Source organism: Acinetobacter pittii (assembly GCF_034064985.1).
GTDB classification, from domain to species: domain Bacteria; phylum Pseudomonadota; class Gammaproteobacteria; order Pseudomonadales; family Moraxellaceae; genus Acinetobacter; species Acinetobacter pittii_H.
The window spans coordinates 2043035-2065977 of sequence record NZ_CP139249.1; the positions used below are offsets into that span (position 1 = coordinate 2043035).

General features: G+C 38.1%; 20 protein-coding genes. 4 read left to right on the forward strand and 16 right to left on the reverse strand.

Annotated elements, in window-relative coordinates; translation table 11 throughout:
• Positions 1-27: 27 nt before the first annotated feature.
• Complete coding sequence (hscA, locus tag SOI76_RS09725; protein WP_104079563.1) at positions 28-1887, forward strand: Fe-S protein assembly chaperone HscA; 1860 nt, start codon at positions 28-30, stop codon at positions 1885-1887.
• 17 nt (positions 1888-1904) lie between these two features.
• Entirely contained in the window at positions 1905-2243 is a 339-nt protein-coding gene (fdx, locus tag SOI76_RS09730) for an ISC system 2Fe-2S type ferredoxin (RefSeq protein ID WP_009387062.1), read from the forward strand.
• Positions 2244-2296: 53 nt separating this feature from the next.
• Here the strand turns inward: fdx and cyaA are convergent, their stop codons facing one another.
• The 8 genes from cyaA to yraR all read right to left on the reverse strand — a co-directional run bounded on the left by cyaA (position 2297) and on the right by yraR (position 11555).
• Positions 2297-3763: an adenylate/guanylate cyclase domain-containing protein gene (cyaA, locus tag SOI76_RS09735; RefSeq protein WP_104079562.1), complete on the reverse strand. Its 1467-nt coding sequence runs from the start codon at positions 3761-3763 to the stop codon at positions 2297-2299.
• Positions 3764-3819: 56 nt separating this feature from the next.
• Positions 3820-4254, reverse strand: coding sequence for an HIT domain-containing protein (locus tag SOI76_RS09740; protein ID WP_002117900.1), 435 nt, complete (start codon positions 4252-4254; stop codon positions 3820-3822).
• A gap of 201 nt (positions 4255-4455) precedes the next feature.
• A complete protein-coding gene (gene mfd / locus SOI76_RS09745; protein WP_104079561.1) occupies positions 4456-7917 on the reverse strand; it encodes a transcription-repair coupling factor in 3462 nt (1153 codons plus the stop codon).
• 135 nt (positions 7918-8052) lie between these two features.
• Positions 8053-8409, reverse strand: coding sequence for a hypothetical protein (locus SOI76_RS09750; protein WP_032003546.1), 357 nt, complete (start codon positions 8407-8409; stop codon positions 8053-8055).
• Positions 8410-8490: 81 nt separating this feature from the next.
• The gene (locus tag SOI76_RS09755) at positions 8491-9423 is read right to left on the reverse strand and encodes a Dyp-type peroxidase (protein ID WP_014206621.1); all 933 of its coding nucleotides are present in this window, start codon (positions 9421-9423) and stop codon (positions 8491-8493) included.
• 143 nt (positions 9424-9566) lie between these two features.
• The gene (locus SOI76_RS09760) at positions 9567-10349 is read right to left on the reverse strand and encodes a glutathione S-transferase N-terminal domain-containing protein (RefSeq protein WP_080612997.1); all 783 of its coding nucleotides are present in this window, start codon (positions 10347-10349) and stop codon (positions 9567-9569) included.
• A 21-nt stretch (positions 10350-10370) separates the two neighbouring features.
• Complete coding sequence (rraA, locus tag SOI76_RS09765) at positions 10371-10877, reverse strand: ribonuclease E activity regulator RraA (protein WP_005076226.1); 507 nt, start codon at positions 10875-10877, stop codon at positions 10371-10373.
• 12 nt (positions 10878-10889) lie between these two features.
• Positions 10890-11555, reverse strand: a complete 666-nt coding sequence (yraR, locus tag SOI76_RS09770; protein WP_017399521.1) for an NAD(P)H-binding protein — start codon at positions 11553-11555, stop codon at positions 10890-10892.
• A gap of 212 nt (positions 11556-11767) precedes the next feature.
• On the opposite strand from yraR, the gene rpsT reads away from it, so the two are divergent.
• Positions 11768-12034, forward strand: a complete 267-nt coding sequence (gene rpsT, locus SOI76_RS09775; protein WP_002117906.1) for a 30S ribosomal protein S20 — start codon at positions 11768-11770, stop codon at positions 12032-12034.
• A gap of 57 nt (positions 12035-12091) precedes the next feature.
• On the opposite strand, the gene SOI76_RS09780 is transcribed toward rpsT, so the two are convergent.
• Together SOI76_RS09780 and cysQ are read right to left on the reverse strand one after the other, a co-directional pair.
• Positions 12092-12826, reverse strand: a complete 735-nt coding sequence (locus SOI76_RS09780; protein ID WP_002117975.1) for a histidine phosphatase family protein — start codon at positions 12824-12826, stop codon at positions 12092-12094.
• A gap of 57 nt (positions 12827-12883) precedes the next feature.
• Positions 12884-13741, reverse strand: coding sequence for a 3'(2'),5'-bisphosphate nucleotidase CysQ (gene cysQ, locus SOI76_RS09785; protein ID WP_104079560.1), 858 nt, complete (start codon positions 13739-13741; stop codon positions 12884-12886).
• Positions 13742-14035: 294 nt separating this feature from the next.
• On the opposite strand from cysQ, the gene SOI76_RS09790 reads away from it, so the two are divergent.
• Positions 14036-14404 carry a hypothetical protein gene (locus SOI76_RS09790; protein WP_005069482.1) on the forward strand — a complete coding sequence of 123 codons (369 nt, stop codon included), beginning with the start codon at positions 14036-14038 and terminating at the stop codon, positions 14402-14404.
• Positions 14405-14463: 59 nt separating this feature from the next.
• Here the strand turns inward: SOI76_RS09790 and SOI76_RS09795 are convergent, their stop codons facing one another.
• From SOI76_RS09795 to oppA, 6 genes are all read right to left on the reverse strand, one after another.
• Entirely contained in the window at positions 14464-15123 is a 660-nt protein-coding gene (locus tag SOI76_RS09795) for an SOS response-associated peptidase family protein (RefSeq protein ID WP_205668416.1), read from the reverse strand.
• A gap of 107 nt (positions 15124-15230) precedes the next feature.
• Entirely contained in the window at positions 15231-16964 is a 1734-nt protein-coding gene (gene gsiA / locus SOI76_RS09800) for an ABC transporter ATP-binding protein (protein WP_104079558.1), read from the reverse strand.
• Between the two features lie 13 nt (positions 16965-16977).
• Positions 16978-18120, reverse strand: a complete 1143-nt coding sequence (gene appC, locus SOI76_RS09805) for an ABC transporter permease (protein WP_104079557.1) — start codon at positions 18118-18120, stop codon at positions 16978-16980.
• 7 nt (positions 18121-18127) lie between these two features.
• Entirely contained in the window at positions 18128-19066 is a 939-nt protein-coding gene (gsiC, locus tag SOI76_RS09810) for an ABC transporter permease (RefSeq protein WP_000881922.1), read from the reverse strand.
• A gap of 12 nt (positions 19067-19078) precedes the next feature.
• The gene (locus SOI76_RS09815) at positions 19079-21112 is read right to left on the reverse strand and encodes a M3 family metallopeptidase (protein ID WP_104079556.1); all 2034 of its coding nucleotides are present in this window, start codon (positions 21110-21112) and stop codon (positions 19079-19081) included.
• A complete protein-coding gene (gene oppA, locus SOI76_RS09820) occupies positions 21113-22936 on the reverse strand; it encodes an ABC transporter substrate-binding protein (RefSeq protein ID WP_081309899.1) in 1824 nt (607 codons plus the stop codon).
• Between the last annotated feature and the right edge of the window lie 7 nt (positions 22937-22943).

A 22943-nucleotide genomic window follows, 5' to 3' on the forward strand; every position in this document is an offset into this window, starting at 1 on the left:
TCAATTTATATTCAAAGGATTTAACTCATGGCACTTTTGCAAATTGCTGAACCGGGTCAATCCAGTGCCCCACATCAACACCGCATTGCGATTGGTATCGACCTAGGAACAACACATTCTCTAGTTGCGACAGTGTTATCAGGCAAACCAAAAGTCCTCAACGACGAAAAAGAAAGAAGACTTCTTCCCTCTATTGTGCACTATGGAAGTGATATCACTCACTATGGTGAAGAAGCAAAGCCTTTCATTATTGCTGATCCAAAAAATACAATCGTTTCTGTAAAACGTTTTATGGGACGTTCAAAAGCAGATATCAAATTTCAACACCCTTATGATTTAGTGGGTTCTGAAAATGAGATGCCAGCTTTCGAGACACGTTCTGGTCGCAAAACGCCTGTTGAAATTTCAGCTGAAATTTTAAAACAACTAAAAGAACGTGCTGAATCTAGCTTACAAAATCCAGTAAATGGAGCTGTAATTACTGTTCCCGCTTACTTTGATGAAGCTCAGCGCCAAGCGACACGTGATGCTGCGCAGCTTGCTGGTTTAAATGTATTACGTCTTCTAAATGAACCAACGGCAGCTGCTGTGGCTTATGGTTTAGACCAAGAAACCAATTTAGCTACAGATCACAACTATGTGATTTATGACTTAGGGGGTGGTACTTTTGACGTATCAATCCTACGTTTCTCACAAGGTGTCTTTGAAGTATTAGCTACTGGTGGCCATACTGCTTTAGGTGGTGATGACTTAGACCGTCTTATTGTTAAATGGGCTAAAAAACAGCTAAACATTGATACGCTAAGCGATGAAAACTATGCCGTATTTATTGTGGCTGCTCGTCAAGCTAAAGAACAATTATCAACTCAAGATTCAGTTGAATTAAAGTTACTCGAAGCAACTCTCACACTAGATCGCTCTACATTTGAAAGCATTATTCAAGTAGCATTAGACAAAACGATTAGTGTTTGTAAGCGTGTACTGCGTGATGCAAAACTTGAATTATCAGATATTCAAAATGTTGTTTTGGTAGGTGGTTCTACTCGCTCTTATGCTGTTCAGCAAGCAGTTCGCAATGTATTTAACCAAGAACCACTTTGCACGATTAATCCAGATGAAGTAGTAGCGATTGGTGCTTCTATTACAGCTAATCAATTAATTGGAAACAGTCAAGACGGCTCACTACTTTTAGATGTTACTCCTCTTTCTCTTGGTTTAGAAACCATGGGTGGATTAGTGGAGCGTCTTATTTCTCGTAACACAGCTATTCCTGTCGCCCGCCGTCAAGAGTTTACTACTTATCAAGATGGCCAAACAGCCATGCTTATTCATGTAGTTCAAGGTGAGCGAGATTTAGTCGAGCATTGTCGATCATTAGGAAGATTTGTTCTTCATGGCATCCCTCCAATGACTGCTGGTCAAGCACGTATTGAAGTTACCTTTCAAGTAGATGCAGATGGCTTACTCACAGTTTCAGCTCGTGAAACAACTTCAGGTGTACAAGCCCAAATTGATATTAAACCATCTTATGGTTTATCAGAGTCTGACACTGAACGCTTATTAATTGAAGGTTTCCAGCACGCGGAAGAAGATAAAAATCTGCGTCATTTAAAAGAAACCAAAGTTGAGGCCCAACGTGAACTTGAAGCATTAGAACAAGCTTTGAAAGTAGATGCTGATTTACTCAATAATGAGCAACTCGAAGCACTTAAAGCCGCTGAAAATTCGCTTAAAGTACAACTTGAAAGTAATGATATTCAAGCAATTGAAAAAGCTGTAGAACAACTTAAAGTACATAGTGATGGTTTTGCTGCACTACGTATGAATCGACATATTGACCACGCCTTAAAAGGTACAAAACTTGAAGATTGGTCAAATTCAAACTAAAGGTATAGGTGATCAATATGCCCCGTATTAAAGTACTTCCTCACGCTCAATTTTGTCCTGAAGGTGCAGAATTTGAAGTTGAACAAAATGCAAATCTTTGCCAAAGTTTGCTTGATCGAGGAATTAAAATCGAACACGCATGTGACATGTCATGTGCTTGCACTACCTGTCACGTAGTAGTTCGTAAAGGTTTTGATAGCCTAGAAGAAATGGATGATGTTGAAGCAGATCTTTTAGATCGCGCTTGGGGCCTTGAACCAGATTCTCGCCTCTCATGCCAAGTAAAAATTGTTGATGAAGATTTAGAAATTGAGATTCCTAAATATACAATCAACCACGCTTCAGAAAATCATTAATCGAGTTATTAAAAAAGCTGCTTTTAAAGCAGCTTTTTTATGTTTTATAAACTTTAAACTTGGTCTTGTGGATCTATCTGTAAAGGTTTAACTTCATCTTCAATTCTTAACTGTGCAATACCTTGAGTATTTACTAAAGTTTGTTGAACTTTAATTCGTTGAATCATCTTCTCAAGCACTTCTACCAATTCAGGATATTCATAGTTTTGGACTTCTTCTAAGTTAAGTACCAAGTGGAAGCCTTTATATTCATAGTCAAACCATTGCTGATGATCTGACTTATTCCCTGTATATTTCTCCATTACTTGCCATGTTTTTACTGCACCTTGGATACCTTTTAGGTAAATTGGTGTTTTAGGAGCACAAAGGAAATCGCTCTTAATTAATTGATAAGTATCATCTGAAATTAAAATTTCATCTATTTCCGCAGCATATTGTAAACGAGCCGCTAAATTCACATCACGACCAACAATCGTATAAGCCATGCGATGTGTTGCCCCATAATTCCCTACGTGACAATAACCTGTACTAATCCCCATTCGGATATGTAATGCTGAGTAACCCATTTTTTTCCAGCGCTCACGTAGCAATTTCATTTGCTGACGCATAGCGATTGCCATTTCTACACATGCTTTGGCATCTTGCTCTACACCTTGTGAATTCGGATCACCAAAAAATATGAGGATGGCATCCCCCATAAATTTATCGACAGTAGCCTCATACTGTTTAGCAATTTCAGTCATATGGCTTAAATAATCATTAAGCAAAAATGCCAAATCATCTGGAATCAAAGTTTCTGATAACTCTGTAAAACCCTGAATATCAGAAAAAAACACCGTCATTTTTTTTCGCTTATATTCAATCTTTGCTTCAGCCTCGCCGCGCATAATAGACTGCCACAACTGTAGTGGCGCATAACGGCTTAGCTGATTAGCAAAAGCAATATAGCGGGTCATTTGGTCATAGTAATGTTGACGCTGCTGACTGATTTTTTTAACCCAGCGATGTTGGTAATAATTTCCAATGGTAATAAACATAACCAAACCAAGAAGAGTTATTACTGTCAACTCTTGGCTAGTAGGCTCAAAATATGTATAAAAACCAAATAGGAAGAAAGTACTTAAATAAAAAATAATCGCGCCTAACAAACTCGTCAAACAAATGACTGCGAAAGAAATACGACTATTAATTGCTGAATAAAACAAGGCAAAAAGTGCAATAAATGTAGGCACTAAATTAAGATGCAGACCAGCCAATGTAACTGCTACAACAATTGCATCGATTGCAAAGAAAACACTTTTTTGAGTTTTTTTATCGAATTGGTACTGAAGCCAATGTTCTAACTTCGAACTAATAAAAAGCAGAAATAGGAAAAAAGGTGGAACATAGATCTGATAATTTGTATTAGGTGAGGTAAAAGCATAGATCACTAAAATTAATGACAGAATTGAATATCCCATCAAACGATGAAAATATGCAAACTGCTTAGGCTCTCTATCGATAAACCTCTCTAATTGCACCCTATCCTCCACACCTCAATGTAGCCACATTCATATAAATGTGGCATTGCATTGATTTAGTCCATGCGCCAATCAAAAGGCATGTCACCTTGACCACGTAGCGCAAGCATAAGGGTTTGACGCATATGAGCCAGCACATCATTTGTATATGGAACAGCTGGTGTACCCCAAACTGGTTTAGGCCATGCAACATCATTCTGATAACGTACAACATGATGAAAATGCAATTGAGGCACCATATTCCCCAAAGCTGCAACATTCATTTTATCAGCACGGAATACACGAGATAGCTGGCTAGATAACCAACTTGATTCACGTAAAAATTGTTCTTGGTCAGCTTGGCTCAACTCATATAATTCTGTGATTCCCGGCACACGAGGGATTAAAATCAGCCAAGGGAATTGCATATCATTCATTAAACGACATGTTGAAAGCGGGAAATCGCCTACAAAAAAAGTATCTTGAGCAAGTTGTGGATGCAAACTAAACATATCTTTTATAAATGACAATAAACAATAATGGCTAATACTATCACATCAGTTTTAATGTGAGTATTGCTAGTGTCTGGTTTGATTACAAATAACAATGATTTTATGCACTTATTCCCCGAATAGACCAAGAAATCGTGCATAAAATTCTGTTATCAACATACAAAAGATTCTTGTTGAGTTGAAATCACTTTAAAACACTATTTAAGCATGTAATTCATTCAATAATTTCGCTAACAAATCATTAATAAATTGGATTCGTTTTTCCTGTTCTTCAAGCTGAACCATAACTTTTAAACGTTGGCCACCTTCCATACGATAATAGGTTGGATGTTTTTGCATGAGTTGAATAATACTGATGGCCTGAACAGGTGTATCAGGCGAGAATTCAATATTGCCACCTTGAGTATTAATATCGATTTTAGTAATACCTAACTGTTCAGCTTTCAGTCGAATTTGGTGAACACTAAATAAGTGTTTAACTGATTGCGGTGGAACCCCAAAACGGTCAATCAGCTCCATACGGATATTGTCGAGCTTTTCTTGGGTATCTGTATTACTAATACGCTTATAGAATAATAAACGCTGATGCACATCACCTAAATACTCATCTGGAATCAGTGCAGGAATGTGTAAATTAATTTCTGCTGTTAATGATAAAGGTGCATCAAAATTCGGTGTTTTCCCTTGTTGAATCGCCTTAGTAGCTTTTTCCAGCATTTCCATATATAGGCTATATCCAATTGCTTGCATTGAACCACTTTGCTGCTCACCTAAAAGCTCACCTGCGCCTCGAATTTCTAAATCTTCTGTAGCCAGCATGAAACCAGCACCAAGAGTTGAAGCACGTTGGATTGCATCAAGGCGTTTTTCAGCATCACCTTTTAGATGCTTTATCGAAGGAACTAATAAATAAGCATAAGCTTGGTGATGTGAACGCCCCACACGGCCACGCAGTTGATGTAATTGAGCTAGACCAAGTTTGTCGGCCCTTTCGATCAAAATGGTGTTGGCATTTGGAACATCAATTCCGGTTTCAATAATGGTTGAGCATACCAATACATTGTATTCTTTGTGATAGAACTGTTGCATGACTTGCTCAAGTTCTCTTTCCCTCATTTGTCCGTGAGCCACTGCTACACGAGCTTCAGGTACAAGCACACGAATATTTTCAGCTGCTCTTTCAATCGTATCAACTTCATTGTGTAAGAAATACACTTGGCCACCGCGTAGTAATTCACGTAAGATCGCTTCTTTAATAGATGCTTCAGTATGTTCTTGTACAAAGGTTTTAACAGCTAAACGACGGGCTGGCGGTGTAGCAATGATAGATAAATCACGCATTCCCGAAAAAGCCATATTTAAAGTTCGTGGAATTGGTGTAGCTGTAAGCGTTAACATATCAACATCTGCGCGTAATGCTTTAATACGCTCTTTATCCCGCACACCAAAACGATGTTCTTCGTCGACTACCATTAACCCTAGATCTTTAAACTGTACATTTTCTTGTAAAAGTTTATGGGTACCCACCACAATATCGACTTTACCTTCAGCAAGATCTTCAATATTTTTCGTATGCGTTTTATTTGAACCAAAACGTGATAATACTTCAATACGAACAGGCCAGTCGGCAAAGCGGTCTTTAAAAGATTCATAATGCTGTTGAGCAAGTAATGTCGTCGGTACTAATACAGCGACCTGCTTACCATTTTGCACCGCAACAAATGCTGCTCGCATTGCAACTTCTGTTTTACCAAAACCAACGTCTCCACAAACAAGTCGATCCATCGGTTTAGCTTGTTGCATATCGTAAAGCGTCGCTTCAATAGCATTGGCTTGATCAAGTGTTTCTTCATACGCAAACCCGCTTGCAAATTGCATATAAAGCGACTGATCGACTTCAAAGCCAAAACCAGGTTTTGACTGACGACGTGCTTGTATATGTAACAATTCTGCTGCGACATCATGAATTTGTTCTAAAGCTTTACGTTTTGCCTTACTCCACGCATCAGTTCCTATTTTATGTAATGGTGCTAAGTCCGGATCTCCACCACTGTAACGACTAATAAGATGCAAATTCGTCACAGGCACATAAACTTTTGCCTCTTCAGCATAGTCTAATTGCAAGAACTCGTAATCTTGCCCTTCAATTGCCAAAGTAATTAACCCAGCATAACGCCCTACACCATGGTCAATATGAACAACAGGAGCACCAATGCTTAATTCGGTCAAACTACGAATTAGGAACTCTTCTGAAACTTCTTGCTGACGTTTACGACGACGTTGGACTACCCGATGCTCATATAACTGATTTTCTGAAATAACAGACAATTGATCGGTTAAAAGCAAACCACGGTCTAATGGTGCATTCGTAATAGCAATCGCAAACTGACTTTTCTGGAATTGCTCAAAACTATCTACACTAGGAATATCTCCCAGACTGGCACGCAAACCATCTCTTAAACTTTCTCGTCGACCAGCACTTTCTGCAACCAATAAAACAGGATGATTTGCTTCATCAATATATTTTTTAACTACGGCAAATGGTTTGTCTTTTTTCGGATCAACAGGCAACTTAGGTGGTTGCTCAACCTTAAGATTTAGAGCCCCAGCTTTTTCTTCAACTGCTTCAGCGCTCACAAGCATACGTGGGAACTGATTTAAAGCACTTAGTAAGTTATTTGGTGCAATAAATAACTCATCAGGTGGGAGAATTGGCTGGTCTGCGTTATGACGTCTATCTTCATAGCGACGGAAAACTTCTTTCCAAAAACTGGTTAAATCACTATCCACATCATTATTTGTAATTACAATGCAATTCTTTGGAAAGTACGTTGTAAGTGTACTTTGAGATTGCATGTAAGTTTTATCAAAAAATAACGGTAAATAAAACTCAATTCCTGGAGATGCAATTCCATCAAGAACATCTTGGTAAATTGGGTTTTTCTTAGGATTTGCAGTCGGAAAAAGTTCAGAATAACGGTCTCTAAAAATTGAACGAGCTTCTTTTAATGGGAACTCTTTTGCTGGTAAGACGGTAAAACTTTTTAAAGTAGTTGTTGTTCTTTGCGTTTCTGGATCAAAGAATTTTAAAGTATCAATTTCATCATCAAAAAGGTCAATACGGATAGGTGCATCCTGACCAGATGCAAAAATATCCATAATGCTACCACGTACAGCAAACTCACCATGGTCATAAACCGTATCTACTAAATGATACCCAGCTTGTACTAAACGTAGCTTCTGTTGTTCTAAATCAAATTTTTGCCCCACACGTATATCAAAATGCTCCCCTAAAACCCAAGAATATGGTGCAACTCTTTGAGCTAAAGTGCTTGCTGAAATGAGCAATACACCTTTTTGCGGCATATTGGATAAAATCGCGAGTCGCTCTGAAACAATATCTTGATGAGGTGACAAGCGGTCATACGGCAAAATCTCCCAATCAGGGAAAATTGTCGGTTTTATGCCATAAAATTCAAGTTCACTTTCTAACTGAGCAACATGTTGGTTATTTCGAGCTACTACAACGAGCAAAGATGAATGCTGAACGGCAATTTCTTTGAATAATAATGCAGCAGACGAACCTAATAACGACCCTACCCAACGCTTTTCACCGGCTTTGAGCTGTTGTAAATTCAATTGAGAGATTTCTTGTTGAAACATGTATATGGCTTTTATCAGCTAAAAAGATATGTGCTCAATAGTAGCATGATGCTTTTAGTGAAATGAGTTATTTTTTTGAAAATCAAACTACTAGTTGGCCCTACTTTTTTATATTTTTTAATCAATCAACTATGATTATTTATCACGCAAAAACAAAACGTAATATTGATTTAATATTTGTATAATCGCTTTAAGTTGGAGTAGCTTTTCTTGAGTATTTTCCAATCTTGCAACATAGCGCTGTGTTGCGATTTCTAGATCAATCTTTTCATTAATTTGTGGCGTAATTTGAAATAACTTTTGAAGATTATCAAAATTCTGTAATTTACGGTTTGAAAAATATTCAAGATGCTCTGACCACTTTTGATTAATCACTACATCATTAATGATAGGCCCACGTTCAGAATCAAATTTTAATTGATTCTCTTGCAAGTAAATTTGTTCAGGTGTCTCTTTCGAGCCTTGAAAAAGCTGCGTTATCTTTTTAAACATCTCATCACATCATATTTATTTCAATTTAAATAATGGAAGTCATCTAGTCACTCCCATCATTTGAGTCTTCTAAACTAACGACTATTCATCGCCTAAATCATCAAGAAAATCTACAGTCGGTACAAAAAATAAAGTACCTGTTTGAGCAGTACTAAAGTCAAGTAACCGATCCAGATTACCATGCTCGTTACCTAAAAACATGTTCTCAAGCATTTGTCGGGTTGTACTAAATTTACGCGAGTAGCCAATAAAGAATGTGCCATATTCATTTCTAGACGGATTTGAAAAAGGCATATTAGCTCGCATAATTTTAAGTTCATTACCTTCTGCATCATGAGCTTTACTAACGACATTATGAGCAGTTAAAGGTTTTTCATCATCGCCGAGCTCAACATCATTGAACTTTTTTCGGCCAATCACTTTTTCTTGTTCTTCGTCAGTTAATGAACGCCATTTGTCCATATCATGTGTATATTTCTGGATAAAAGCATAACTTCCCCCAATAAAGTCAGGGTCTTCATCGCCTACTAACGCCCACTGCGCTGCAATAACTGGTTCCGGATTCTCCGTTCCATCTACAAAGCCAATAATTGCTCGTCCGTCAAAATAACGAAAACCATGAACTTCATCAATTGGATACGTTACTTTACCAAGCTGTTGATTAATTATATTGCCCAGCTCGTAACATAAAGTCTGACGATCAGCACGTATATGAAAAAATAAATCACCCGGAGTTGAGACAGCTGTGTATTTCGGGCCTCTAATTTCTTGAAATGGCTCTAACTCTTGAGGCTTGGATTGCTCTGGAAATAATATATCCCATGCATTAGAGCTAAAACCTAAAGTAGCATTAAATTTACTATCTGGATAACGATTAAAGAGACTTCTGGTTAGTGCTGAAAAATTAGCAGCAAAATCTTTTACTTTTTCTATTACAGAATCACCTTGAGCTAGTCCCAATACAATAAATAATGCATTTTCACCAGGAGCACTCGTTACAGGTTGAATTCTCATACATTCCATAAAATATGCCTTTTTAGGTATTTAAGTTTATTAATTTAGCATACTCATATTTTTTTCATACAACCTGTTAAGAAATCTGATGTTGATAAGAGTTTAAGTAAAACGCCTTAAACCCTTACTCAAATTAACCTTAATCAACGTCCATATTGCTTTTTTAAATACTTTACGATTTGAGCCGACTCAAACATCTTCACTCCCGTATTTGGATCTACCAAATACGGCACCTGCATTTTATCTTGCATAATAGGCAACAGCTTTTCCCTTTTCCCACCTTCTAAAGGTATATATTTCCCTGGTTTTAAGCGAAGAATAGCAGGTCCCATATCTTGCCATCTCTCTTTTGCTACATTATGCAAAATATATGGAAGCTCAAGTTCAGAGAGTAGACTTCTTACAATTCGTGAATACGGACTTGCTTCAAAACTCCATAACTCAAGTTTTTGTTCAGGTGCAGCTCTATTAACAATTTTTTTATTTATCCATATTCCGCGAGCTCCATTTAATAGAGTTCCAGCAACTGCAGCATAAGGCATGTTTGGGTAACTCGAAAATTTCTGCGGCGTTTTCCCTGTCTTACCATAATGTTTAAATAAATGATGAATAATATCCTGTGATTCATATAGCTGATCGCCAGTATTTTCATCAATTAAAAATGGAAACTGTAATTTACCGCCTTTTTCTTTTACAACTGAACGATACTTTGTTCCACCTTTAGGACATGGATAAATTTCAACGTCCAGATTCAAAAGTGTAATCACTTCACGAACACGACGGCAAAATGGTGAACCTTCAAATTCATATAATTTCAAAGCCTTTACAGGTTGTTGTGGAAATGCTGTTCCTGAAACACCTCTACCACCTTCAGCAATTGCAGATACAACTGCTTGAAGTACTTTAATTTGATGAATCACCATCATGCCTTCCTTTATATTAGAGAATTAGACTAATTTTTCTTTTGCTATCACAATCCCATTATTATCAGCATAGATAAAATCACCAGATTGAATTGTGACTCCACCAAAATACAAATTAATATCTACTTCACCAATGCCCTTACGATTACTTTTTTGTGGAATTGCAGCCAATGCATGTACTCCCAAATCTAAGGTCGCAAGTGCATCAACATCTCTTACACAACCGTAAATCACTACACCATTCCAGTTGTTTTTAACTGCTGACTCAGCAATCAAATCACCCATGAGTGCACAGCGCATAGATGCACCACCATCCACAACTAATACTTTACCTGTACCATCTGTTGCCAATAACTCTTTTACACGTGAGTTATCTTCAAAGCACTTTACTGTTACAACCTGTCCCCCAAAAGTTTTACGAGCTCCATAACTTTGAAAGAACTTGCCATCCATTGATGGGATTACAACCTGTAAGCCTTTTTCAGGGTTATCATCTAATAAATCACATGTTACAAATGGTACTGTCGACACTTTCATACTCCCTTATCGAGTTTGTTGTATGCTCAGATTATCATATCGTTTAAAGGCTTCAATTTGCGTTAGCGCCGCTACGACCATCGTATGAGCCAATTGCTCGGCAGTTACTGGCTTATATTTGAATGGCTTTTGAAATTTATTCTCAATAAGTTTAAATAGACTCTGCCCTAAGTCTTCAATAAACCGTACATCGCTGCGTTTACCAATCAGTAAAGACGGTCTAAAAATAGATAGTTTTTCGAGTTCTAAGCTCTCAATATAATCTTCTAACTGTCCTTTCACTTTATTATAGAAAATTGGAGAGTTTGCATTTGCTCCAAGGGCACTCACTAGCAGTAAATGAATGTGCTTATCTTGCACTAGATCTGCTAAATGGGCATTGATTTCATAATCCACGGCATAAAAAGCCTGTTTTGAACCAGCCATTTTTAATGTTGTTCCGAGACAGCTAAAAGCATGGGTATGGCCATTCACATCTTCATCATTGAGTAATAAAAAGTCCTCTATAACAAGTTGAGTAACTTTTTTATATGTATTAAGTAGTTGTGATTCTTTTCTTACCACAACAGTAATCGCTTCAAATTCTGGTGTTTGCTCAAGCTGTTCGACAAGCGCTAAACCCACAAGTCCCGTAGCACCTATCACAATTGCTTTTTTAGTACTTATAGTCATTTTTTATCCAACCCTCTTTAAGTTTGTATCAAATTTAACCTTTTCTTACCGTTTTAGCAGCCCCTAAAACCGCTTAAAATGCTCGCAAGGCTTGACTTCACGGTGTTGATTCATCACAATATGGCACTTGTTTACGGGCTGGTGATGGTTACACCAGTTTACTGAATTGACCACAGCCCGCCCAGACCAACTTATTTTCAAGGAGTGCAAGAGTGGCAAACTCTGCTCAAGCTAAAAAACGTGCGCGTCAAAACGTTACAGCGCGTAAACACAACGCAAGCTTGCGTTCTATGGTTCGTACCTACATCAAACGTACTTTAAGTGCAATCGCTGGTGGTGATTATGCTGTTGCTACAGAAGCTTACAAAAAAGCTGTTCCTGTAATCGACCGCATGGCTGATAAAGGCATCATCCACAAAAATAAAGCTGCTCGTCATAAGAGCCGTTTAAATGCTCAAGTTAAAGCGTTAGCTAACTAATTTGAACATGTAAAAAAAGCCCAATAGGGCTTTTTTTATTATCTATTGTTTTTGAGCTTATAGCACTTTATGAAATTTAGCTACATTCAGCTCATAGGCCTTTCCTCTCCAAATCCACTTTAATTTACAATTTGGAAACTCTTCACCTTCAAACCATACAAATAATCCTTCCATCATTTCCGGCCAGTCTTCTTTCTTAATTTTATTCTCACCAGAAATTACAGCAACAATTGCTGCAATAATCGTGTCATGACTCACGGCTAAACTAAGACCGCCTTTAGTTTTTGGATGAGTCCGGTAAATAAGCTCTAGTACATCTAAAACACCTGTAATGGGATGTTTCATACCAGGTAATGCATTATTTACAAAACTATTAATAAAACCTAAAGCACCCTGCTTTTTAAAATAAGGAGCAGCTTGTTGTATATCCAACACAAAGCTACCCGGTTCAACAAGTAGCCCTTGCTCAATAATTTCAATCGTATGAGTATTTGATTGGGGACTTACATCGTCAGCCCCTTCAATCATGAGTGCCGCCGTATCGACACAGCGTTGTATTGGACTTGAAATACAATGCTGAATAACACGATCTGTATTTTTGATTAAGTAATTACCCCATGCCTGCGCAAGCTCACGTCCTTGAGGAGTAAGTTGGAGATCATAACCAGCCAAGCCCTGCCCATCTACAAGTTCTCTTAAAGAATGGCGCGTAAATAAGGTTACAGGAGTTGAAGCATCGGGCAATAAATCAATTGCTTCAAACATACTTTTAGGCAATAAATCGAGTGCCATTTTTATCTTGTCATCTTTTTTCAATACTTTGCCACTATAACATGTCTGGCATAACTCTCAATCTATAACACCTGATTGGGTTAATGCTTCAAATGCTATTTTTTTGCTTTCCTGATCACGAAAAGCGATAAAGCCCTTATTTAAAACCGTGCTTCTTTGGTTATATTCAAAAGGTTTTCCATCAAGAGTAAGTAAACCACCGCCTATACTTTCTAAGAGACCTTGACCAGAACTGGTATCCCATTCAGAAGTAGGATGAAAGCGTGGGTAAATATCTATTTCACCTTCTAACATCATGCAAAACTTATAGGCACTCCCAGCTTCTCGTCGAATAATACGATGTTCTTTTTCTATAGGTTGAATAAATTTTTGGTATTTTGGATTTTTACTACCGTGACTAAGTCCTATTTGTATAGGTACATCTAGCGAAGTTGAACTAACCTGATATTGATACCATTGTTGTTGGCTAAAGCTATATTTAAAAGGTAAATCTTGTAGATATCCTAAGTACACAACTTGTTCACATGGCACAGCAATAACTGAGAAAACTGTTTCTTTGCCGTTGATCAAGCTTAGATTGATCGTAAATTCATCACGTTCATGTATAAATTCTTTGGTTCCATCGAGTGGATCTAACATCCAACAAGTAGACCATTCATGACGGGCACTATAATCACTTTCTTCAGACAATACAGGCAACTCTGGAGTAATCTCTGCAAGATGCTTTAATAAAAATCTATTTACCTTTAGATCTGCTTGGGTTACAGGTGAATCATCATTCTTTTCATGAATAGTAAACTCATAACCCGCTGAATAGTTTTGATATTCTTCTAGTAAAATCTGGCTCGCCTGTTCCAAAATCGGCAGAAGTTGATTAATTAAATTATCTTGTGGGCGTGTAGTTGTTATAAACATAAATATGCTCTACATAGTTTCATTTCTATTATAGGTGAATTATGAACAATTCCATATTCGCCAACAGTTTGATTTACTAAAATAGTAATTTATCTTAATCATTAGGCCGTTGCTTTCCGCCTCTACTATTTAGTTAATATGCATAATTATATTATTTATAAAAGCCTTTATTCCGTACAAAAAACAATCTATAAGTTATGAAAAATAAACAACTTAAATCAGATTTATCCATTTCCTTTTCATATATTTCTTGGTATGTTCAAGGACACAATAACAAGATGGAAGAAAGTGCACATGATGCTATATGGATATCATTTCTCGACAATAGAACATAACTGGGAAGACCTTAAACCCTTAAATGAGTTTCTACAAACATTTGCAGATGATGATGGTGATGTCTCAACACGAGATAAAGAATCACTCAAAGAAATCATAGCGAAATCTGATACAGCGTTGGCTCTCGCTAGAGAAATGGGTTGGGATGGTAGCTATACAGGCTGTCCTTATCTATTCTGGTTACCAAGTAAAAATAGCCAATCTTTTGAATATGGTTTTGTATTTAAACAGACCTCAGATAATACAACTTTTGTGATTTCACCGATTGAATTGAGCTATTTAGCTGAAGACTCTGAGGTACAAACATTAAGTAAAAATATTGAATAAGTGATATAGGTTATTGATTCAAATTTGAGATCAATAACCTCATCTTAATCTTAGATAGATTAGTCAAACATACTTAACTGAGGTGTAGGTTTTATAATTTTTTCTTTTGGGACATGAGAACATTCAAACTCTTCAACTGGAAAGCCTTCGATAAAGCTGGAAATATCTGGTGTTTCTAAACTTAACCATTCATCTAGTCGGTCGTGTGGAATCACAATAACTGATCGTTTAACATCGCCTGGCTCGTGAAAGTCTTTCATCATTGGATGGTCTATAGCGTCCATGGTCAACATACTTGCAGAACGAATAATCGTTTCATTCATTTTGCAAATTTCGTAGATTGCTGCGATGAAAAAAGCCTGCCCATCTTTACGGCGAACACCCCACCGCTCAGGTTTATCATTTATATACTTACTTTCATAAAATTCGGTCACTGGAATCACACCAAATTTACATTTAAGTGCAGCTTCTTGAAAACTCGGTTTTTGGAAAATAGTCTCATGGCGGGCATTGTAGGTATGTTTTGCTATGTTTGTATCTTCAGCCCATTTTGGAACCAATCCGAACATCACTTCACGCCACTCAAGCCCTTGTGGTGATTTAAATAATAGTGGCATTGTTCCTGCAGGATAAACCTCTTCGGCATAGCTAAAGCCGACCACAGGCAACTGAAGTTGCTGTAATTGGGCAAGCGTTAAAGGTTTAAAATTAGCGCACATAACAAGAATAAAATACTCTACATTTACTTCTTTTATTTTATAAGCATTTACCACATAAACCAAATAAAAAGGCACTCGAAAGTGCCCTTAACGACATAACTTTACGCTCATGAAACGTGTTGAATCCCTTGAGGAATCGCCTTTAATAGTCGTTTAGTATAATCATGTTGAGGATGTGCATAGAGTTCATCTGAATTGGCTATTTCTACAACCTCGCCATGATTCATGACCATGACCTGATCAGAGATATATTTCACGACCGATAAATCATGTGAAATAAAGATATAACTTAGTCCAAACTCATCTTGTAAGTCTTGCAATAAATTAAGTACTTGTGCCTGAACTGAAACATCGAGCGCAGAAACAGATTCATCACAAATTAAGATTTCAGGCTTTAGCGTTAAACAGCGTGCAATGGCAATACGTTGACGTTGTCCACCTGAAAACTCATGCGGATATCGGTAGTAAGCTTGTTCAGGTAAATTGACTCGCTCAAGCAGTCTGAGAGCAATTTGCTTGCGCTCAGCATCATCTTTACCAATACCATGAATTTGCATAGGCTCTAATAAAATCTGCCCGATGGTAAAGCGCGGATTAAGAGACGCATACGGATTTTGAAAGATGATCTGGATTTTCCGTTGATATTTAGCAAACTCTTTTTCAGTTAATGAAAGAATATCTTTACCTTCGATGAAAGCCTGCCCACCAGATGCCTGATGTAAGCGCATGAGTAATAGCCCAACAGTCGTTTTACCTGAACCTGACTCACCAACTAATCCTAAGGTTTTTCCTTTAGCCAGCTTAAAAGAAACACCTTTTACGGCCTGAAACTCTTCTTTGCCAAATAGACCTTTACGGCTATAAAAGCTTTTTTTCAGGTCTTTTACTTCTAAAATGATTTGTTCATCACCATTTAAGCCACGTTTGCGCTCGGGAATTTCTGAAGCATCAAAACTTTGCTCGACCAATACATCGTCTTCTTGACGCATAAAATCGCTGGTCACTGGTAAACGATAAGGTCTTTGTGACATTTGCGGGCGGCAATATAACAAAGCTCTCGTATATACATCTTTAGGCTGTTCAAGAACCTGTTCAGCAGCACCTTGCTCTCTAATCTCGCCATGACGCATTACAATGACTCTATCTGCAATTTCACCGACCAATGCTAAATCGTGGGTAATAAAAAGCATCGACATTTGACGGCGCTTACGCAATGACTCGAGTAAATCAAGAATTTGCTTTTGAATCGTGACATCAAGGGCCGTAGTCGGTTCATCGGCAATGAGCAGTTTAGGCTCACATGCAATCGCCATAGCAATCATGACACGTTGTTGTTGACCACCCGAAAGTTGGTTTGGATAGGCATCAATTTTAGTTTCAGGTGACGGAATACCTACTTCTTTAAGCAACTCTAAAACGCGTTGTCGGGCCTGTTTACGGCTCAATCCCATATGCAAACACAACACTTCTGCAATTTGATTGCCAACCGTAAAAACTGGATTTAATGATGACATCGGCTCCTGAAAAATCATGGCTATGTCTTTACCACAGATTTTGCGCATATCTTTACGAGATAAGCTTAGTAAATCTTTGCCTTCAAATATAATTTTACTTTGCTCATCAATTTTACTCTGACCTACAGGCAGCAATCCCATAGTTGCCAAAGAAGTAACCGATTTACCACTACCCGACTCACCTACTAAAGCAACCGTAGTATTTGTAGGAATATCAAAAGTAATTCCTTTTACGGTTTCAATATATTGCTTATCTTGACCTTTAAAACTTACTCGTAAATTTTTAACGTGCAATAACGGCGCATTCTTATTTTCTTGTTCGATCATTTTGATCTTCCTCTTATTTTAGTTTTGGATCTAATGCATCACGGAGCGCATCAGTAAACATTGAAAATGCCGTTACCAAAACAGCCATTGCGACAGAAGCTGCGACAAGCTGCCACCACTTACCTAAAAGTAGTTCACTTTGTGCTTCATTTAACATGCTCCCCCAAGACACTACGCCTACTGGCACACCAAAGCCCAAGAAACTCAAAATAACTTCAGATTTAATAAAAGAAACCACCAAAATTGACATTTGGACTAAAGCGATATGGCTGACATTTGGGAAAATATGAATGAACATACGGCGGAAGTGACCAACACCAATTGCTTTGGCAGCAAGAACGTATTCACGTGCCGTGTGTTTCATATATTCAGCACGTATTAATCGATAAACACCCGTCCAGCCCGTTAAACCTAAAATCAGAACAATAGACAAAATACCTTTTTGTTGAAGTACTGCAGCAATCGCGAGAACTAATAATAAATATGGAATTGAGGTAAAAATGTTATAAAACCAGTTGAGAATATCATCAACCCAACCACCGAAATATCCAGAAATTGCGCCTAAAAGTGTACCAATCCCTACTGCGAGTAAAGCCGATATCACCCCAACAATAATTGAAGTTTCAGCACCTTTAATAGTTTTCTTTAAAACGTCCTGTCCCCATTTATCAGCTCCAAACACAAGGGTACTTTTCAGTTCTGCTTGTTGATCAAGTAAATGTCCTCCAAGTTGCTGATCGATCGCTTTCATATCATCCGCTAATGGGTCAACTACACCATAATAATCAATTGCACTTCCAGAGCTCTTTTCTTGTTTAATTTCAGCCTTAAGCTTGTTAATTACATCTTTTAAAGGATCAACTGGATTTTCTGGTAATTCCTCCCCAATTGCTGCTGCATTTTGTCCAGCTTCTGTTGTCTTGTCTGCCCCTATAAATGTGGGTGGCGCATAACTCACAGCAACTTCTTTATTCCAGTCAGATGCAATCACGCCCGTCATTGATAGAACCAAGATAATAAAATAAAGCAATACAATCACTAGCGATGACATTGCGATCTTGTCGGCCCGAAGACGACGCATGGCAAGTTTCCACAGGCCAGATGAATGAGCTTCGGCTTTTGTTTGTTGTTTTCTTTTTGATAAAACGCTCAGCATAGCCCACCTACTTCAACTGTACACGTGGATCAACCACTTTGTAGACCAAATCGGCAATCAGGTTAAAAATCATAGTTGCAGCTGCGATGTAAACTGTAATTGCTTTAATAACAGGAAAATCACTCCGCTCAACTGCAATAATCACCTCTCGACCAATCCCGGGAATACCAAAAAAACGTTCAATTAAAAATGCGCCTATGAGCAATGCAGGTAAAGTTGACATCACGTCGGTAATAATCGGAATTGAAGCATTACGTAGTACATGTACACCTAAGATTCGGCTTTCACCCACACCTTTAGCCCGTGCTGTTCGAACATAGTCTTGATTAATTTCATCAAGCACGAAACTACGATATAACCGTAAAGTCGGTGCAATACTCACCACCAGCATGATTAGAATTGGCAGTAAGGCAAACTTAAATAAGTTATCAGTAAAAGTGTCGCTCCAGCCTTGCACAGGAAACCAACTTAGCTGATAAGCCAGAACATATTGAAAAACGATAATGTAAACTAAGATGCTGATCGACATGCCAATAGTACATAGCATCATGACCATACGGTCGGTTAGAGAACCACGTACCGCTGCAACAGCCAATGCCAAAATAATTGAAATAACCGTCTGTAAAATAGTTAGTGGGATTAGAAGCGTGAGCGAGGGTCCCAATCGGGTTAAAATAATTTGAGAAACAGGTTCGCCAGTACTCCAACTCGCCCCATAGTCAAAAGTGAGAATCTGCTTAATAAAAATCCAGAGCTGAACGTAATAAGGCTGATCTACACCTAACTGCTTACGAATGTTTTCAATCTGCTCAGGATTAGACATCTTGCCCGCTAAAATATAAGCAGGATCGCCACCTACCCAGTTAAAAAGAATAAAAATAAGTAAGACTACCCCCAACATAGTTGGAATCATCTGCCATAAACGCCGAATAACATATGCCAGCATAGTGATAATTCCTTATTTAACCCGTTGTCCGGTAATTTCATTAAAGAACGCTTTGTTATCAGGTTCACGGCCAAGGAAATCTTTAACTAGTTCAGCTGCCGGTTTTTGGCTACCTTGTGACAAAATGGTTTGACGGTAACGTTGCCCTACTTGTGGGTTATTAAGGTTGTCCCCATAGGCAGAAAGCATGTCTAAAGCTAAAACCTCAGACCACATATAGCCGTAATAACCTGCTTGGTAACCGCCCATCAAATGCCCAAACTGCCCAGGAAACTCTGTTGTTGGCACATAACCTAAAGCAGTAGCAGCTTCCATTTTTTGCCAATTTTCTAAAGGTTTCACTTTTAAAGCATCAGAAGTGTGCAGTGACATGTCATATTGTGCATAAAGGGTTTGACGCGCATAACGTAAGCCACGACCATAATTATGTACTGCTTTTAAACGAGCAATTAGTTCGTCATCAACACGTGGGCAGGCTGGGTCACAGTAATCAGCCACTTTAGATAAAGTTTCTTTACGGCGTGCCCACTCTTCATACATTTGAGATGGTGCCTCTACGAAATCACGCTCTACAGAAGTTCCAGACTGACTGGCATAACGTGTATTTGATAAAATGCCATGTAAAGCGTGACCAAACTCATGAACAAAAGTTTCAAGCTCATCACTATTTAACCCTTTACGATTAAAGTTAGTGACTAGGGCTGAAACTGGTAAGCGGTTGGTTAATGTACTTCCACCATATACTCCCCAAACGGCGGCATGGCCATACTTCCCTTCACGAGGGAATTTATCCATATATAAGCCACCAAGAAGCTTTCCTGTTTTTTTGTCAACCACATCGTAATATTCAACTTCATCCTGCCATGCTTTAACTTTGACAGGTTTAAAATCAATACCATAAAGATCAGATGAAATAGCAAACAACCATTTTTGAGCAGCTAAAGTGGGGAAATAATCACGAAGTTTTTCCTGATCAATCTGATATTTATTCTTACGAAGCTTTTCACTCCAGTAAGCTTCACTCCAACGTGTGATCTCGGTTTTATCTAGTGGTGTTTTTAATGTTTGCGCTTTAAATGCTCGGAGTTCTTCTACTTCTTTACGCTCTAGTGGTGCTACGGTTTTTTGTACTTCTGCTAAAAATTGATTTACAGCCTCAGGCGTTTTAGCCATACGGTCTTTTAAAACCCAATCTGCATAACTTGCTTTTCCAAATAACTGTGCAAGCTCATAACGCAAATCAATTGCCTGTTTAAGTAGTTTTAAATTTTGTTCAGTACCCCGTCGCGTAAAGGCAATTTGATATCTTTTTCGGGCATCATCATTATCTGCCAACTCCATAAAAGGACGATATTCCGGATATTCAAAACCTAATAAATAGTTGCCTTTAGCATTTTTCTTTAATGCTGAAATATAACTTTGAGGTAAGCCTTTCATCTCTTCAGGAGTAAACTCAAGTTTCTCTGGATTATCACGGACGTTACGGGCATATTCTTGTTCTAGTTTAGTCAGCTCATCCAGAATGGCCTTCATTCTTGCACGTTTTGCTGGTTCTAATTGAACCCCTGTGTCTTCAAACTGATCTAGAATATCTTGACGGTATTTTTGATCTATCGGATCAGTAGCATTTGTATTCTTAATGACATTATATAATTTTGAATTTTGGAATATATCAGTATGAAACTGATTAATTTTGATTTCACAGTCTTCTGCTGCCTTACGTAACTTTGCATCTGGGTCTACGTTACTGTATAGACTTATCGGACCTGAGAAATCTTCAAAATGCGCAAAAATTTTATCCCACTTTGCCAATATAGGTGCCGCTGCTGCATTATCTTTAACAGGCGTTTTTTCAAAATTTAAAATCTCTTTCTGAATCTTTGTTAAATTCGCATCACACCATGCTGGAAGTTGTTGTGCTTTAACTAATGGCAAAGTAGGATGTGTTGTCTCTGCCGTTGCAAATTGACTTATACCCATGGTCAACATACATAAGGTTGTCATTTTCAGTGTATTATTTTTCATCATATCTCCAATTTTTTTCATTTAATGATTAGATTTAGTATTTGTATCAATATCGAAATACATCCACTCTGCATGTAAAATTGGATGCTTCTTATATCCAATGATTTTGGGTTGAGCCAGCATATTCCGGTAGCGTGCATATGAGATTTGGACAGGCATATACACTTCTAACAACCGTGTCATTTTTCGATAAAGTGCATCTCTCTCAGCACCTGCTTGCATTTGTTGCGTTTGGCGATACAACTGATCAAACTCTGGAATAGAGCCACAAGACCAGTTCGTCATATGTGTATTAGGTCCATAAAAATTCTGCATAAAATTATCCCCATCTGGATAATCGGCTATCCATGCAGAAGACCCGAACATACCGTCGCATTGTTTTTGCGCACGAATAAGATCTGCAAAGAGCATGGGTTTAAAGACCATACGGATATTCAAACTATCAAAATTTTTCTTCCAGAGTTCAGCGCTTTGCTGTCCAATACTGTCACTACGCGCCATATATTCAATGACAAGTGGTTTTCCGTCTGGTTGTGTACGCCAACCTGAGGCATCCTTTTTATAGTGATATCGATCTAATAGTAAATTTGCTGCTTTCACAGAATATGGGGTACTGGTTCTGTATTGAGGGTCATTACCCACTACACCTGGTGGAATTGGAAAATGTAGACGCTGTGCATCATCATTTCTTACTAGTTTAATTTCTTGATCTATTGAACGAGACATCGCAATCGCACGGCGTAAAGCAATTTTTTCTTTACTCATTCCCCCAACAACTGGATTTTTAAGATTCCAATAAATATAGCTAATTTCGGGGTCAACAATGCGAGATAACTGCACACCTTCTTTAGCAAGTTCAGGTCTTAATTTACCGTCTTTAACCGCTTTTGCGACCAGTTGGCCTTCAAGCTGAAATATATCAACCTCACCACGCTGAAATGCTAGCCACCGCGATTGGTTTTCTTCCATCACCTGAATATCAATTGTGCCTATTTGAGGCATTTTTTTACCTTTAAGTCGCTTCACAATTGCCTGATCTTCAGGGCTGCTGGCAGTAAAGTTCCAAGTAAAGCCGCGATAATCAGGATTCGCTTTTAAAACAATACGCGATGCTGGTACCCACTTGCTCAGCACATAAGGACCTGTACCTACAGGATGGCCCATAACATAACCGGCTTTGTCTTTATACTTTTCGATAACTTCGCGTGCCACAGCACCTGTCGGATCATGGGCCAGTAATAAAGGAAAATTATAGTCTGGTTTAACTAAACGAATCACCAAAGTGTATTTATCAGGTGTTTGTAAACCACTTACCTTTTGATCATAGTTAAATTTTCCGGACTTATTGGCTGCTTTGACTAACGCATCCATACCTTCAATTTTGTTTTCTAATAGCCAGCTATTTGGAGAGCGCAGATTCGGGTCCAATAAACGCTTAAAAGAATACGCATAATCATTGGCTGTTAATTCTCTAGGTTTGCCTTTAAAAACAGGGTCTGGCGTAAAATAAATTCCCTTTTTAATGCGAATGGTATAGGTCAGACCATCGGCACTGACTTCTGGCATAGCGGTTGCTATTTGCGGAATAAGCTTTGCCGGCCTTGCTAAATAATCATAGGTATATAAAGTTTCAAATATCGATGTGGTTACATGCGCCGAATATAAATCATGGATATAAGCTGGGTCGAAACCTGTCTCAGCTGTTGGAAATACATAACGTAAAACTTTATTCGGATCGGCTGGGCTTTTCGCAAAAATACTTGTAGATCCCGTTAAGGCCATACTAGCGAATAGCAAGCTGATACTACAATGCTTGAGCTTTTGTTTTAAATTTTCAGTCATCATGATCTTT